General features: G+C 64.8%; 13 protein-coding genes. 12 read left to right on the forward strand and 1 reads right to left on the reverse strand.

The features are described from left to right. The 8 genes from F2P45_RS03645 (at window position 1) to lpxC (ending at window position 8,055) form a co-directional block, all read left to right on the forward strand. Window positions 1-840 carry a cell division protein FtsQ/DivIB gene (locus tag F2P45_RS03645; protein ID WP_166870607.1) on the forward strand — a complete coding sequence of 280 codons (840 nt, stop codon included), beginning with the start codon at window positions 1-3 and terminating at the stop codon, window positions 838-840. A 10-nt stretch (window positions 841-850) separates the two neighbouring features. Further along, the gene (gene ftsA / locus F2P45_RS03650) at window positions 851-2,083 is read left to right on the forward strand and encodes a cell division protein FtsA (protein WP_054266460.1); all 1,233 of its coding nucleotides are present in this window, start codon (window positions 851-853) and stop codon (window positions 2,081-2,083) included. A gap of 129 nt (window positions 2,084-2,212) precedes the next feature. Then, window positions 2,213-3,418 (forward strand): cell division protein FtsZ, encoded by a 1,206-nt coding sequence (ftsZ, locus tag F2P45_RS03655; protein ID WP_166870608.1) that lies wholly within the window; start codon window positions 2,213-2,215, stop codon window positions 3,416-3,418. Window positions 3,419-3,626: 208 nt separating this feature from the next. Continuing rightward, entirely contained in the window at window positions 3,627-5,087 is a 1,461-nt protein-coding gene (locus tag F2P45_RS03660; RefSeq protein ID WP_166870610.1) for a HEAT repeat domain-containing protein, read from the forward strand. A gap of 86 nt (window positions 5,088-5,173) precedes the next feature. Further along, the gene (locus tag F2P45_RS03665) at window positions 5,174-5,680 is read left to right on the forward strand and encodes a peroxiredoxin (protein WP_166870612.1); all 507 of its coding nucleotides are present in this window, start codon (window positions 5,174-5,176) and stop codon (window positions 5,678-5,680) included. Window positions 5,681-5,738: 58 nt separating this feature from the next. Beyond that, complete coding sequence (locus F2P45_RS03670; protein WP_166870613.1) at window positions 5,739-6,188, forward strand: GNAT family N-acetyltransferase; 450 nt, start codon at window positions 5,739-5,741, stop codon at window positions 6,186-6,188. Next, window positions 6,188-7,066 carry a DMT family transporter gene (locus F2P45_RS03675; protein WP_229504901.1) on the forward strand — a complete coding sequence of 293 codons (879 nt, stop codon included), beginning with the start codon at window positions 6,188-6,190 and terminating at the stop codon, window positions 7,064-7,066. Before F2P45_RS03670 ends, F2P45_RS03675 begins: the two co-directional genes overlap by 1 nt. 53 nt (window positions 7,067-7,119) lie before the next feature. Beyond that, window positions 7,120-8,055: a UDP-3-O-acyl-N-acetylglucosamine deacetylase gene (gene lpxC, locus F2P45_RS03680; RefSeq protein WP_166870615.1), complete on the forward strand. Its 936-nt coding sequence runs from the start codon at window positions 7,120-7,122 to the stop codon at window positions 8,053-8,055. Between the two features lie 21 nt (window positions 8,056-8,076). Here the strand turns inward: lpxC and F2P45_RS03685 are convergent, their stop codons facing one another. Beyond that, window positions 8,077-8,541, reverse strand: a complete 465-nt coding sequence (locus tag F2P45_RS03685) for a DciA family protein (RefSeq protein ID WP_166870616.1) — start codon at window positions 8,539-8,541, stop codon at window positions 8,077-8,079. A gap of 225 nt (window positions 8,542-8,766) precedes the next feature. On the opposite strand from F2P45_RS03685, the gene secA reads away from it, so the two are divergent. The 4 genes from secA (at window position 8,767) to F2P45_RS03705 (ending at window position 13,835) form a co-directional block, all read left to right on the forward strand. After that, window positions 8,767-11,517, forward strand: a complete 2,751-nt coding sequence (gene secA, locus F2P45_RS03690) for a preprotein translocase subunit SecA (RefSeq protein WP_166870618.1) — start codon at window positions 8,767-8,769, stop codon at window positions 11,515-11,517. 110 nt (window positions 11,518-11,627) lie between these two features. Beyond that, the gene (locus F2P45_RS03695; protein ID WP_166870620.1) at window positions 11,628-12,632 is read left to right on the forward strand and encodes an OmpA family protein; all 1,005 of its coding nucleotides are present in this window, start codon (window positions 11,628-11,630) and stop codon (window positions 12,630-12,632) included. Further along, the gene (locus tag F2P45_RS03700; protein WP_166870621.1) at window positions 12,632-13,411 is read left to right on the forward strand and encodes a hypothetical protein; all 780 of its coding nucleotides are present in this window, start codon (window positions 12,632-12,634) and stop codon (window positions 13,409-13,411) included. Before F2P45_RS03695 ends, F2P45_RS03700 begins: the two co-directional genes overlap by 1 nt. A 136-nt stretch (window positions 13,412-13,547) precedes the next feature. Beyond that, complete coding sequence (locus tag F2P45_RS03705; protein ID WP_166870623.1) at window positions 13,548-13,835, forward strand: hypothetical protein; 288 nt, start codon at window positions 13,548-13,550, stop codon at window positions 13,833-13,835. Window positions 13,836-13,845: the final 10 nt, after the last annotated feature.

Raw genomic sequence — 13,845 nt, forward strand, 5'->3', positions numbered from 1 at the left:
ATGTGGCATGACGTACGCTCTTTGAACGCAACCGCGAGCGGCTTGATGGCCGCCGTGGTGATCGCCTGCCTGGCGTCGGGCGTGTGGTGGCTGTCGCAGCTGCCCATGTTCACCCTGCGCACGGTGCGGGTCGACAGCGTGCACGGAACGGAACTGCAGCATGTGAACAAGCTCACCTTGCGCGCCGGCGTGGTGGGCCGCATCAAGGGAAATTTTTTCACGACCAACCTGGAACAGGTACGCACCGCCTTCGAAGCGGTGCCCTGGGTCAGGCGGGCCACGGTGCGGCGCGAGTGGCCGGACCAGCTGATCGTGGAAGTCGAGGAGCACGAAGCGCTCGGCACCTGGGGCGAGGACGGGCGCCTGTTGTCGGTCAAGGGCGATGTCTTTACCGCCAATCTGGCCGAGGCGGACGAGGACCATCCGCTGCCGGCGCTGGACGGGCCGGAAGGCAGCGAGAAGGAAGTGCTGGCACGCTTCCTGGAGTTGCGCGCGATGTTTGCGCCGATTTCGCTGGTGCCGGAAAAGCTGGACCTGTCGAACCGCTACGCGTGGACCGTGAAACTCGATAACGGCATGATCGTGGCGCTCGGACGGGAGCAGGACAAGACGACGCTCAAGCAGCGGGTGCAGCGGCTGGTGGGGATTTATCCGCAACTGGCCAGCCGCCTGCAGGACGGCATCGATACGATCGACATGCGCTATCAGAACGGCCTGGCGCTTTCCGCCGCCGCCCTGGTACTGCCCGAAGATCCGCACAAGCCTGTGAAGGCCGCGCCAAAAAAAGCAGTAAAACCGAACAGCACATCAACCAGCAGCAAAATCAAGCAAAGACAGTAGGCGACAGCACATGACAAAAGACGCGAAAAACCTGATCGTCGGCCTCGATATCGGCACCTCGAAAGTGGTGGCGGTGGTGGCCGAGGTCATGTCCGACGGCCGCCACGAGGTGATCGGACTGGGTCAGCACGAGTCGCGCGGACTGAAAAAAGGGGTGGTCGTCAATATCGAGGCGACCGTCGAATCGATCCAGCGCGCGCTCGAAGAAGCCGAGCTGATGGCCGACTGCAAGATCCGCAATGTCTACGCCGGCATCGCCGGCAGCCATATCCGCTCGTTCAATTCGAGCGGCATGGTCGCGATCAAGGACAAGGAAGTCACCGCCACCGACGTGGCGCGCGTGATCGAAACGGCCAAGGCGGTCAACATCCCGACCGACCAGCAGTTGCTGCACACGGTGCCGCAGGAATTCATCGTCGACAGCCAGGAAGACGTGCGCGAACCGATCGGCATGAGCGGCATCCGCCTGGAAGTGCGGGTGCATATTGTCACCGGTGCGGTGTCGGCGGTACAAAACATTGTAAAGTGCGTTCGCCGCTGCGGTCTTGAAGTATCGGACCTGATTTTGCAGCCGATGGCCTCGGCCGACGCGGTGCTCACGCTCGACGAAAAGGAACTGGGCGTGGTGCTGATCGACATTGGCGGCGGCACCACCGACATTGCGGTGTTTTCCGACGGCGCGATCCGGCATACGGCGGTCATTCCGATCGCCGGCGACCAGATCACCAACGACATCGCGATGGCGCTGCGCACGCCGACCTCCGAAGCCGAAGAGATCAAGATCCGCTACGGCGTGGCCAAGCAGGTGCTGGCCGATCCGCACGAATCGCTCGAAGTGCCGGGACTGGGCGACCGCGGACCGCGCAACCTGTCGCGCCAGGCGCTGGCGGCGGTGATCGAACCGCGCGTCGAAGAATTGTTCGCGATGGTGCACCAGGTGGTGCGCGAATCGGGTTACGAAGGGGTTCTGTCGTCGGGCATCGTGCTCACCGGCGGCACCGCGATCATGCCCGGCATGGTCGAAATGGCGGAAGATATTTTCCTCAAGCCGGCGCGCCTTGGCACGCCGGACTATCGCGGCCAGCTGGCCGACGTGGTGCGCAGTCCGCGCTACGCGACCGTGCTCGGGCTGCTGCTCGAAGCGAAGAAGCAGTATCTGCGCGGGCATATCGTGACGCGCCAGGATGGCTCGGTGAAAGCGGTCTGGCAGCGCATGAAGGAATGGTTTTTAGGGAATTTTTAAATCGGTACGGTTGGAACGATACGCACACGGGTTCTTGTTATTTAACGGTTAACGCAGTTTTCAATCTCCAGGTTTCATACCACTATGAGTCCTGGCGCTTGGAAACCGCACTTTGATTAGGAGTTCATCATGGAGTTTGATATGGTCGATAACGCAGCACTAGGAACCGTCATCAAGGTCGTCGGCGTCGGCGGAGCAGGTGGCAATGCGGTTCAGCACATGATCAACAAGGGCGTGTCGGGCGTTGAGTTCATCGCGGCCAATACCGATTCGCAGGCGCTGGCCAAGTCCAGCGCGCACAACATCATCCAGATCGGCGAGTCTGGCCTGGGCGCCGGCATGAAGCCGACCGTCGGCCGCCAGCTGGCCGAAGAATCGCGTGCGCGCATCGAAGACGCGCTGCGCGGCGCGCACATGGTCTTTATCGCGGCGGGCATGGGCGGCGGCACCGGTACCGGCGCCGCTCCGATCGTGGCCGAAATCGCCAAGTCGCTCGGTGCGCTGACGGTGGCCGTGGTCTCGAAGCCGTTCTCGTACGAAGGCCAGAAGTGCATGGACGTGGCCGAGAGCGGGCTCGAAGAACTGTCGCTGCACGTCGACTCCCTGATCATCATCCTCAACGAAAAGCTCGAAGAGATCTACGAAGATGAATCGATGATCGAGTGGATGCGCCACGCCGACGATGTGCTCAACAACGCGGTGGCCGGTATCGCCGAGATCATCAACGTGCCGGGCCACATCAACGTCGACTTCAACGACGTCAAGACCATCATGGGCGAGCAGGGCAAGGCCATGATGGGCACCGCGACCGCCAGCGGAGTCGATCGCGCGCGCATCGCGGCCGAGCAGGCAGTCGCTTCGCCGCTGCTCGACGGGATCGACCTGTCGGGCGCGCGCGGCGTGCTGGTCAACGTCACCGCCAGCCGTGGTCTCAAGGGTAAAGAGATCAAGGAAGTCATGGCGGCCGTGCGCGCGTTTGCGGCGCCGGATGCGTCGATCGCGCAGGGTATCGCGTACGACGACGAAATGGGCGACGACATCCGCGTGACGGTGGTGGCGACGGGCCTGGGCAAGGCCAAGAAGGCCATGCAGCTGGTGCAGCAGCCGATGCTGCGCACCGGTACCCACAACGGCCCGGCCATGTCGGCCGGCGGTGTGGGCGCGACGGTGGGCGTGTCGATGGGTTCCGGCTCGGCCAGCGGCCACGCGATGGAAGGCATGAAGCAGCCAGCCGTGTGGCGCCGCGAGCAGGCCTCCGAGCAGGTCCAGGCGATGCAGCGCAATGGCGTGGAAACCTACGACATCCCGGCGTTCCTGCGCAAGCAAGCCGATTGATCGGGCAGCAAGCCTGATGACAAGCCGGGGCGAGCCCCGGCTTTTTTGCGCGCCGGCGCTGTCCCGGCGGTGTCTGTCCCGGCGGTGTCAGGTCTGACATTCGGACACGAGCTGAACAATTCCGAGCTATCGAACCGGGCGCTCAAGTGATGAGGTCGTGTCCGAACGTCAGACCTGGCACCGCGGCGGACTTAAGGCAGGTAAAAACATGACGCAGGAACTCTTTCCAGGTAAAACGATGTGCGGTGCCGTCGCCATCCTGTGCCTGGCCTGCCCGCCGGCGCCGGCCTGCTCGGTGGCGTATGAGGTGCGGGTCGACCAGATCAAGCCGCAGGATGGTTTTGTCACGCGCGCCCTCGCGCCACGCGCGCCGGTGCACCTGCCCGCCAACGCGGCGGGCGTCGTCTATCAGTCGACTTCCGCGCTCGACGCCAGCGCCTTCACGATCGACGAGGAGGGCGGCCAGGCCGGCCTGGCGCTGCGCGTGCGGCCGCTGGCGGCGCCCGGCCGCTTACGCATGCTGGCGGCCATGCGCGAGGTCAACCAGCGCAAGGCGACGCTGTTCCGGGTCGAGCCGCGCGCCGGCTTCGAGCCCGGCAAGACGTACGCGATCCGGCGCGGCGCGCAGGTGGTACGGGTGCATATCGACCCGGCAGTGGTCGAGATGCGAAGCGCTGCCGTCGATCTGGTGCCCCTGCCGGGCGCGCATCTGGAAACGGTCATCCATGCCGATCCGTGTTATCCGAGCGCCAGCCGGCCGGCCAGGCAGGAATTGAGATATGCGCTTCCCGCGCAGGCGCAGCCGTATCGCCATCTGATGCTGTCGCTGTTGCTGCGTACTGACACGCAGCCCGGCCCCATGCCGGGTTCGCCCGACCCGGTCGACTTTCCCTTGCTGACCGATGCGTCGTTCTTCGGGCTGGGCGACCAGGTGCGCACGATTGCCCTCGACGCCGGCGTGCCGCTGACGATCGACTCCGGCGCTGTCGTCGCCTTCCTGGAAGTTGACGATGGCTGGCATCGCAGCGTTAGCCACCGCATCACGCTCGATCCGGCCACGCTGCCGGTGTACGACAGCCTCGATTATCTGCGCGCCGCCATCGGCGGCGGCGACAGCGCGGCGATCCGCGCGCAGCTGGCGTTGACGCCGGTGCGCGAATCGGACTACGCGGTCGATCAGCCGGATGACGCCGAATCCGCGCTGCGCGCCCGGGCGGAAATCATCCTGCAACGCTGGCGCGTGGCGCGTCGTCACGCCGCGCTGGAGCGCAGCTTGAACCGCCTCGGACGGCATCGCGACCCTGCCGTGCGCGGCGAGGCGCTGCGTGCCCTGGCGCGCGCGCAAACGATCCGTCCACGCGATCCGGAGGTCACCCGCAAGGCGGTCGTGCGGCTGGTGCGTTCGCTGCGCGACCCCGAGCTGGCGGTACGGCGCAGCGCGGTCCTGGCCTTGCTGGACGTGGGCGAGCACTTGAACGACGGGTGGATTCTCCGCACCGACGCCTGGCAGAATGTGAATCCATATTGCGCGCAGCCCGATTCCGGCATTTGCAGGCTGTTCGAGGCATTCCGGCCCGCGCGTTCGTCGTTCGCGGCCTTTGCGGCCCATCCCGACGCCAGGGTGCGGCGGCGCGCCGCGGCGCTGGCACACGCCCTCGGCCCCCGCTGAGGCGCGTGCGGCGGGCGCACGCCTGCAGGATCGGCAAGGATCAGGCATACTAGCCGTCTTATCAACCCAACATTATGGAGCCTCGAATGACTATTAAAATCGGCGACCGCCTGCCGGAAGGCACCCTCTCTGAATTCGTCGAGACCGAAACCGAAGGCTGCTCGCTCGGCCCCAACACCTTCCAGGTAGCTGATCTGGTCAAGGGCAAGAAGATCGCGATCTTCGGCCTGCCGGGCGCCTACACCCCGACCTGCTCCGCACAGCACGTGCCGGGCTACGTCAAGCTGGCCGACGAACTCAAAGCCAAGGGCGTCGACGAAATCTGGTGCATCTCGGTCAATGACGCTTTCGTCATGGGCGCCTGGGGCCGCGACCAGAAGGCCACCGGCATCGTGCGCATGATGGCCGACGGTAACGCCGCCTACAGCAAGGCACTCGGCCTGGACGCCGACTTCTCCAAGTTCGGCATGGGCACGCGCTCGCAGCGCTACTCGCTGCTGGTCGAAGATGGCGTGGTCAAGCAGTTGAACGTGGAGCAGGGCGGCGCTTTTGAAGTGTCGAACGCCGAAACGCTGCTAAAGCAAGTCGCTTAATACCTATCTGCCACCTCAGTCGCACAAACGGCGCCGCGGCGCCGTTTTTTACATCGCCATGCATATTCGAACCGAAACACCACGCCAGAGCGACGTCATCGCCATGCTCGCACGGCTGGACGCCTATTTTGCCGATCTTTATCCGCCCGAGAGCAACCACCTGATGGACGTCGACTCGCTCTGCCAGCGCGGGGTGGTGTTCCTGGTCGCGCGCGATGAGCAAGGCCGCGCGCTTGGCTGCGGCGCCTGCGTCGACCGCGGCGGCTACGGCGAAGTCAAACGCATGTACGTCGAACCGGCCAGCCGTGGCAAGGGCGTGGGCGGCAAGCTGCTGGGCGAGATTGCGCGCCATGCGGCGGCCGCCGGCCTGCCCGCGTTGATGCTCGAAGCGGGTATCAGCCAGCCGGAAGCCATCGGCCTGTATGAGCGCGACGGCTTTATCCGCTGCGCGCCGTTCGGCGACTATCAGCCCGATCCACTGAGCCTGTTCATGGTCAAGCGCCTGTGATGGCGCGTAGCGGAAATCTGCGCGCCATCTACGCGATGCTGATCGCGGTGGCCATGTTCTCGCTGATGGACACGGTGATGAAGCTGCTGTCGGCGCATTATCCGGCGCTGCAGGTGGCCGCCATGCGCGGCCTGTCGTCGCTGCCGCTGGTGTTCGCGTACGTGCTCTGGCGCGGCGCGTTCGCCAGCGCCCTGCAGGTACGCTGGCCGCTGCACCTGCTGCGCGCGGCCCTGAGCATCACCATGCTTGGGCTGTTCGCCTTCGGCCTGCGCAATCTGTCGCTGGCCGAAGCGTATTCGATCTTCTTCATCGCACCCGCGCTGATCACCGCCTTGTCGGTGGTGTTCCTGAAAGAGAGCGTCAACCTGGCGCGCTGGGTCGCCATTGCGGTCGGCCTGGGCGGGGTGCTGGTGGTGCTGCGCCCGAGCGGGGCGGGCATGCTGACCCTGGGCGGGCTGGCGGTGCTGGGCGCGGCACTGTGCTACGCGGTGTCGGCGATTACTACCCGCATCGTCGGGCGCACCGACCGCGCCGAGCACATGGTGCTGTGGCTGATGGTGTTCCTGGCCATTGGCGCCACCACCCTGGCCGCGCCCAACTGGGTGGCGGTGCGCAGCGCCGATGTGTGGCTGCTGTGCGGCCTGTCGCTCAGCGGCTTCCTGGGCCAGCTGGCGGTGACCGAAGCGTTCAACTCGGGCGAGGCTTCGCGCGTGGCGCCGTTCGAGTATTCGGGACTGGCCTGGGGCGTGGGGCTGGACTGGCTCCTGTGGCGCACCCTGCCCGACCAGTACACCCTGATCGGCGCGGCCATCATCATCGGCAGCGGCATCTACCTGGTGCGGCACGAGCGCGCGCACGCCCAGGCCGAGCATCCGTAATCGATCGGAAGAACCCGGCAGCGCCCGCCCATCAAGTTCGCTATAATCGCCGGATGTTAAAACAAAGAACCGTCAAACAACTGGTGCGCACCGTCGGCGTGGGGCTGCACTCCGGGACCAAGGTCGAGCTGACCCTGCGCCCGGCCGCGATCGACACCGGCATCGTGTTCCGCCGCGTCGACCTGGACCCGGTGGTGGAGTTTCCGGCCAGTGCCGGCGTGGTGGGCGATACCCGCATGGCGTCGGTGCTGGTCAAGGACGACGCGCGCGTGTCCACCGTGGAGCACCTGATGTCGGCCTGCGCCGGGCTCGGGATCGATAACCTGTACGTGGACGTGTCGGCCGAAGAGATTCCGATCATGGACGGCTCGGCCTCGTCGTTCGTCTTTTTGCTGCAACAGGCGGGCGTGCAGGAGCAGGGCGCGGCGAAAAAATTCATCCGCGTGCTGAAAGACGTGGAAGTGCGCCAGGGCAGCGGCGCCAACGAAAAATGGGCGCGCCTGACCCCGTACGACGGCTTCAAGCTCGATTTTTTCATCGAATTCAATCATCCGGCGGTCGATGGCACGACCCAGCGCGCGTTCGTCGACTTCGGCGACGTCTCGTACGTGCACGACGTGGCGCGCGCGCGCACCTTCGGCTTCATGCAGGACGTGGAAAGCCTGCGCGGCATGGGCCTGGCGCGCGGCGGTTCGCTCGAAAACGCGATCGTGATGGACGAGTACCGCATCCTCAATTCCGATGGCCTGCGCTACGACGACGAATTCGTGCGCCACAAGATCCTCGATGCGATCGGCGACCTGTACCTGGTCGGGCACCCGCTGCTGGCAGGGTACGAGGCGCACAAGTCGGGCCATGCGCTCAACAACCTGCTGCTGCTCGAACTGCTCAAGCATCCGGATGCCTACGAAATTGTCGCGTTCGATAAACCCGGCACGGCTCCGGCCTCGTACGTGCGCCAGATGGCGCGCGAGTGGGCGCTTACCTAGACGCCGCCATCGCGCACCGCGCTAGCGCTGGCGCGCCGCCATCGCCTTGACGGCGGCGATCAGGGTGGCGTTGGCCTTTGTTTTCGGCAGCGCGTCGCCGAGCGCTTCGAACGCCGAGCGCGCCGTGCCGGGCAGGATCAGCTGGTGCGTGTGCACCACCTGGGGAATGCTGCGCGTGACCTGCACCTTCAGTTTGATCTCGTCGATATGCCAGCCGCGCTGTTGCAGCGCCCCCTGCAGCTTGGGCAGCTGCTGTTTGAGCTTGGCGGCGACGGCCGAACTGGGCACGGCCAGCACCAGGCGCGCGTCTTCGAACGAGAGCACGTCGCAGTTGCCGAACATGGGCGGCAGCGCCCTGGCGCAGTCGCTTTGCAGGCTGGCCATGCGCATCGCCGTCGGCAGCAGGGCCGCCATTTTGTCGTTACGCTTGAGAAAATCGGTAGCGACAATCGAGGTGCGGCGCGTCTTGGTTCCGTAGATATGCATAAGGCGCAACATAGCACAGCGCGCGGCGCCCCGCCACCAGCGCGTCCCGGAGTCATTTTATTAACTTTGTTTTGCCCCTGTCCCTTGAGTTCCGGGCCAATATCCCCAAGTGTGGCCGTATCGCATGATAAAATCACAGTCTTTTTTGCATAGTCGGCCGTTGGGTGATATGTTTTTGCTATCATTGCGGCTTCTTTTTGCGGCGTTTTTTTCAAGAATTCAAGCATGTCATTACTGACCCAGATTTTCGGTAGCCGCAACCAGCGGCTGCTCAAGCAATATCAAAAAACCGTGCGCGAGATTAACGCGCTCGAGCCACAGATCGAAAAGCTGTCGGACGCTGAACTCCAAGCGAAGACGCCGCAGTTCAAGGATCGCGTCGCGAAGGGCGAAACGCTCGACCAGCTGCTGCCGGAAGCATTCGCGGTGTGCCGCGAAGCGGCCAAGCGGGTGCTCAAGATGCGCCACTTCGATGTGCAGATGATCGGCGGGATGGTCCTCCATTACGGCAAAATCGCCGAGATGGGCACCGGCGAGGGCAAGACGCTGATGGCGACCCTGCCGACCTACCTGAACGCGCTGTCCGGCAAGGGCGTGCACGTCATCACGGTCAACGACTACCTGGCCCAGCGCGATGCCGAGTGGATGGGGCGCCTGTACGGCTGGCTGGGCCTCTCCACCGGCATCAACCTGTCGCAGATGGACCACGGCGTCAAGCAGGCCGCCTACGCCTCCGACATCACCTACGGCACCAACAACGAATTCGGTTTCGACTACCTGCGCGACAATATGGTGTTCGAGGCCAGCGAGCGCGTTCAGCGCAGCCTCAATTTCGCGGTGGTCGATGAAGTCGACTCGATCCTGATCGATGAAGCGCGTACGCCGCTGATCATCTCGGGCCAGGCGGAAAACCACACCGAGCTGTATCACCAGATTAACTCGCTGCCGGCCATGCTGACCCTGCAGATCGGCGAAGATACGCCGGACGGCAAGGGCGTGGTCTCGGTCCCTGGCGACTACACCAAGGACGAAAAAGCGCACACCGTGCTGCTGACCGAACGCGGTCACGAGAACGCCGAGGCGATGCTGACCAAAATGGGCCTGCTGCCGGAAGGCGCCTCGCTCTACGACGCCGCCCACATCACCCTGATCCACCACCTGTACGCGGCCCTGCGCGCGCACGCGCTGTACCACAAGGATCAGCATTACGTGGTGCAGAACGATGAAGTGGTGATCGTCGACGAATTCACCGGCCGCCTGATGACCGGGCGCCGCTGGTCCGACGGCCTGCACCAGGCGGTCGAAGCGAAAGAGGGCGTGCGCATCCAGAACGAGAACCAGACCCTGGCCTCGATCACGTTCCAGAACTACTTCCGCATGTACGGCAAGCTGTCCGGCATGACCGGCACGGCCGACACCGAAGCGTACGAATTCCAGGAAATCTACGGTCTCGAGACCGTGGTCATTCCGCCCAACCGCCCGTCGCAGCGCAAGGACCGCCAGGACCAGGTGTACAAGTCCTCGGCCGAGAAATACAACGCGATGCTGATCGATATCCGCGATTGCTACGAGCGCGGGCAGCCGGTGCTGGTGGGTACCACCTCGATCGAAAACTCCGAGATGCTGTCGGGGATACTCGACAAGGCCAAGCTGGCGCACAACGTCCTCAATGCGAAGCAGCATGCGCGCGAGGCCGAAATCATCGCCCAGGCGGGCCGTCCGAAGATGATCACCATCGCCACCAACATGGCCGGCCGTGGTACCGACATCGTCCTGGGCGGTAACGTCGAGAAGCAGATCCAGATCATTGAAGCCAATGCCGCGCTGTCGGACGCCGACAAGGCGGCCCAGGCCGAAAAGATCCGCAGCGAGTGGAAGTCGCTCAACGAACACGTGGTGGGCGCCGGCGGCCTGCACATCATCGGCACCGAGCGCCACGAATCGCGCCGCGTCGACAACCAGCTGCGTGGCCGTTCCGGCCGCCAGGGCGACCCGGGGTCGTCGCGCTTCTACCTGTCGCTCGACGACGCGCTGCTGCGCATCTTCGCGGGCGACCGCGTGCGCGCCATCATGGACCGCCTGAAAATGCCGGAAGGCGAACCGATTGAAGCGGGCATCGTTTCGCGCTCGATCGAATCGGCCCAGCGCAAGGTCGAGGCACGCAACTTCGATATCCGCAAACAGCTGCTCGAATACGACGACGTGGCCAACGACCAGCGCAAGGTGATCTACACCCAGCGTAACGAACTGCTGGAAACGACCGACATCGCCGAACTGATTGCCTCGCTGCGCGCCGGTGTGTTCACCGACGTGGTGCATGCCTACGTGCCGGAAGAATCGGTCGAAGAGCAGTGGGACATCGCCGGCCTCGAAACGACCCTGGCCACCGAATGGCAGCTCAACGTGCCGCTGGCGCAGATGCTGGCCACCGATACCAGCATGACCGACGACGACATCCGCGAGCGCGTGCTGGCCGCTGCCGACGCTTCGTACGACAGCAAGATCGCGATTGTCGGCAAGGAGTCGTTCGGCGGCTTCGAGCGCAACGTCATGCTGCAAAGCGTGGACAGCCACTGGCGCGAACACCTGGCGGCTTTGGACCACCTGCGCCAGGGTATCCACCTGCGCGGCTATGCGCAGAAGAACCCGAAGCAGGAGTACAAGCGCGAAGCGTTCGAGCTGTTCGGATCGATGCTGGACATGATCAAGAACGAAGTGATCCGCATGATCATGACGGTACGGATCCAGTCGCGCGAAGAGATCGACGCGGCCGAGGCGGCGATGCACCAGTCGCACGTCGAAAACGTCAGCTACCAGCACGCGGACTTCAATCCGGATACCGCGCCGGAAGACTTGCTGGCGCCCCTCGGCGCGCCTGGCGAAGACGAGATGCTCGGACCGAAGGTCGGCCGCAACGACCCATGCCCTTGCGGCAGCGGCAAGAAGTACAAGGCATGCCACGGCAAGCTCGCATAAAGCGCCCGGCATGACCGACAGGGGAGGCAGAACGTGATGTTCCGCCTCCCCTTTTTTACGGCTGCGCGGTCTTTGGCGCGGCCATATCGCCATCCCATAAGGAGATTTTCATGACCGTTCCAGTCAACCGCGGCGCCCTCGCAGCGATGACGATCGCGCTGACGCTGGCATCGTCCTTGTCGCAGGCAGGCAGGTATGACACCGACCGTGCCGGGGCGACCGATCACCCGCTGGTGTCGCGCTACGCCGGATCGACCCTGTACCTGCATGGCGCGGAAAACCATGCGACCGCGCGCACCCTGGTCGCCGGCAAAGGCGGACCGGTGCAGCTGGCCGTGGAAGGGAAGGTCTCGAACCGGATGTACTTCGGGCCGGTCGGGCGCGGGTCGCTGGAAATCTTCCGCAACTACCAGGCGGCGCTGCGCGAGGCCGGCTTCGAGACGCTGTACCAGTGCGAGACGGCCCAGTGCGAAAAGGATCGGGTCCAGTCGACCATGGTGCGCTGGCCCCGGGGCGTGCATTGGACCGGCGACGGCGGGAGCGACCCGTACATCATCCGCATCTTCGAATACAAGCCGGGCTTCCACTACATCCACGCGCGCAAGCAGACGCCGGATGGCACGGTGAACGTGCAGATCGCGCTGCGTACCGGCGAGGAGAGCGATGCCAGCAAGGGCCGCGCGCAGCAGTTCATGCAGGTGATCGAATCGGCCAGTGTGGAGCAGGGCAAGGTGACGGTCGACGCCAGCGCGATCGGCGCGGCGCTCAGGAAGGATGGCCGCATCGCCCTGTACGGCATTCTGTTCGACACCAACAAGGCGGTGATCAAGCCGGAGTCGAAGGACACGCTCGAACAGATGGCCAGGTCGCTCAAGAACGACCCGGGCATGAATGTGTTCATCGTCGGGCATACGGATAACCAGGGCGCGGTCGAGGCCAATCTTGGGCTGTCGCGCAAGCGCGCGCAGGCGGTGGCCGATGCCTTGAGCGGGCAGTACGGGATCGCGGCGGCGCGCCTGCAGCCGCATGGCGTGGCCAACCTGGCGCCGGCGGCCAGCAATACCGGCGACGACGGACGCGCGCGTAACCGCCGCGTGGAAATGGTGGTGCGCTGATGCTGGCCCGGGCAGTGATGCTTGCGACCTTGCTGGCAGGCGGCGTGGCCGCGGCCGCGCCGGCGATCGAACAAATTTTGCCGCCGGCCGGCTTGTACCGGCTCGATTCGGCGTCGACCAGCAGCATGCCGGCACCGGCGCCGGCCAACCGTGTCGATACGCGCGTCGATGGCGCAAGCGGCGATATCGTGCGGCGCGAACGGGTGGCCGGGGCCGACTCGGGCGAGAAGGTTTATGAAGGCAAGGGACCGGTGACGCATTGCATCCGGCCGCGCAGGACGTCGGACGCGCTGTATTCGTCGGCGGTGGCGCTGGCGTCGTGCCCCGATCAATCGAGCCAGGTGGGCGCCGATGGGGTGCTGGTGCACACCGCGAACTGCCCGGCGGCGGTGGTGACGCTGACGATCCGGCGCATCGACAAGGTCACGTGGGACTACGACACCGTCAGCGCCACGCGGGCCAGCGATCCGGCGGCCGACATGGGGTGGATGCGCCCCGTGCTCGAACGTGAGGCGGCACAGGGCAAGACGCCGGAAGCGCGCGCCAGGGCGGCGCAGCAGCTGCTTGATTTGCCGCGCTTGCAACGCGAGCTGGCGGAAAAGCAGGTGGCGCTGAATGTCGAATTTGCAAAAGCGCTGCGCAATGCGAAGACGCCCAGGGAGGCGGAGGCCGTGCGCGCGGCGATGGCGAAGTCGGGCAAGTCGGTGGCCACGCAGGCACGCCAGCGGGTGCGCTGGACGCGCATCGGAAACAGCTGCGCGGCCGCTGGCGGCGGCTGAGGCGGGGTGGCGGCGTCGCGCGGGCGCCACGTTTGCGGAATTGCTTATGGGTAAAAAATGAAGAGTTGATGAAGCGCAACAATAGCTGGGACGCTTCCTGCAATGGTGAGGTTTCACCGCCAATCAGGAGGACATCATGAAAGCTATCTTTGTCGCCGTCGCCGTGTTTGCAGGCTTGTTGCTTGCGTCGGTCTGGAGCACGCCGCGCCAGATGCCGGGAGGGGCGGGGCTGATCGTCCAGCGCTCGGACAAGCCATGTCCTGCCAACAGCCATCTTGCAGGGACCAATTGCGTCTGTCCCGACGCGACCAGCTGGACCGGTGCCGAGTGCATGCAGGTGTGGTCCAATTCGAACCGCAATCTGGCTGCCGTAGCGCCGCCTCAGCCTAGCCTGGCCAAGTCGCGCCGGGTGGGCACTTACTGAAAGGAACGAG

Source organism: Massilia mucilaginosa (genome assembly GCF_011682145.1).
Classification (GTDB): Bacteria; Pseudomonadota; Gammaproteobacteria; order Burkholderiales; family Burkholderiaceae_D; genus Telluria_A; species Telluria_A mucilaginosa.

What these genes read in the sequence shown, in the direction of transcription:
- secA (WP_166870618.1), top strand. Translation starts at nt 8,767, where the DNA reads ATGTCATTACTGACCCAGATTTTCGGTAGCCGCAACCAGCGGCTGCTC.
- F2P45_RS03660 (WP_166870610.1), top strand. Translation starts at nt 3,627, where the DNA reads ATGACGCAGGAACTCTTTCCAGGTAAAACGATGTGCGGTGCCGTCGCC.
- F2P45_RS03685 (WP_166870616.1), bottom strand. Translation starts at nt 8,541, where the DNA reads ATGCATATCTACGGAACCAAGACGCGCCGCACCTCGATTGTCGCTACC.
- F2P45_RS03665 (WP_166870612.1), top strand. Translation starts at nt 5,174, where the DNA reads ATGACTATTAAAATCGGCGACCGCCTGCCGGAAGGCACCCTCTCTGAA.
- F2P45_RS03695 (WP_166870620.1), top strand. Translation starts at nt 11,628, where the DNA reads ATGACCGTTCCAGTCAACCGCGGCGCCCTCGCAGCGATGACGATCGCG.
- F2P45_RS03700 (WP_166870621.1), top strand. Translation starts at nt 12,632, where the DNA reads ATGCTGGCCCGGGCAGTGATGCTTGCGACCTTGCTGGCAGGCGGCGTG.
- F2P45_RS03705 (WP_166870623.1), top strand. Translation starts at nt 13,548, where the DNA reads ATGAAAGCTATCTTTGTCGCCGTCGCCGTGTTTGCAGGCTTGTTGCTT.
- F2P45_RS03645 (WP_166870607.1), top strand. Translation starts at nt 1, where the DNA reads ATGTGGCATGACGTACGCTCTTTGAACGCAACCGCGAGCGGCTTGATG.
- ftsA (WP_054266460.1), top strand. Translation starts at nt 851, where the DNA reads ATGACAAAAGACGCGAAAAACCTGATCGTCGGCCTCGATATCGGCACC.
- lpxC (WP_166870615.1), top strand. Translation starts at nt 7,120, where the DNA reads ATGTTAAAACAAAGAACCGTCAAACAACTGGTGCGCACCGTCGGCGTG.
- F2P45_RS03675 (WP_229504901.1), top strand. Translation starts at nt 6,188, where the DNA reads ATGGCGCGTAGCGGAAATCTGCGCGCCATCTACGCGATGCTGATCGCG.
- F2P45_RS03670 (WP_166870613.1), top strand. Translation starts at nt 5,739, where the DNA reads ATGCATATTCGAACCGAAACACCACGCCAGAGCGACGTCATCGCCATG.
- ftsZ (WP_166870608.1), top strand. Translation starts at nt 2,213, where the DNA reads ATGGAGTTTGATATGGTCGATAACGCAGCACTAGGAACCGTCATCAAG.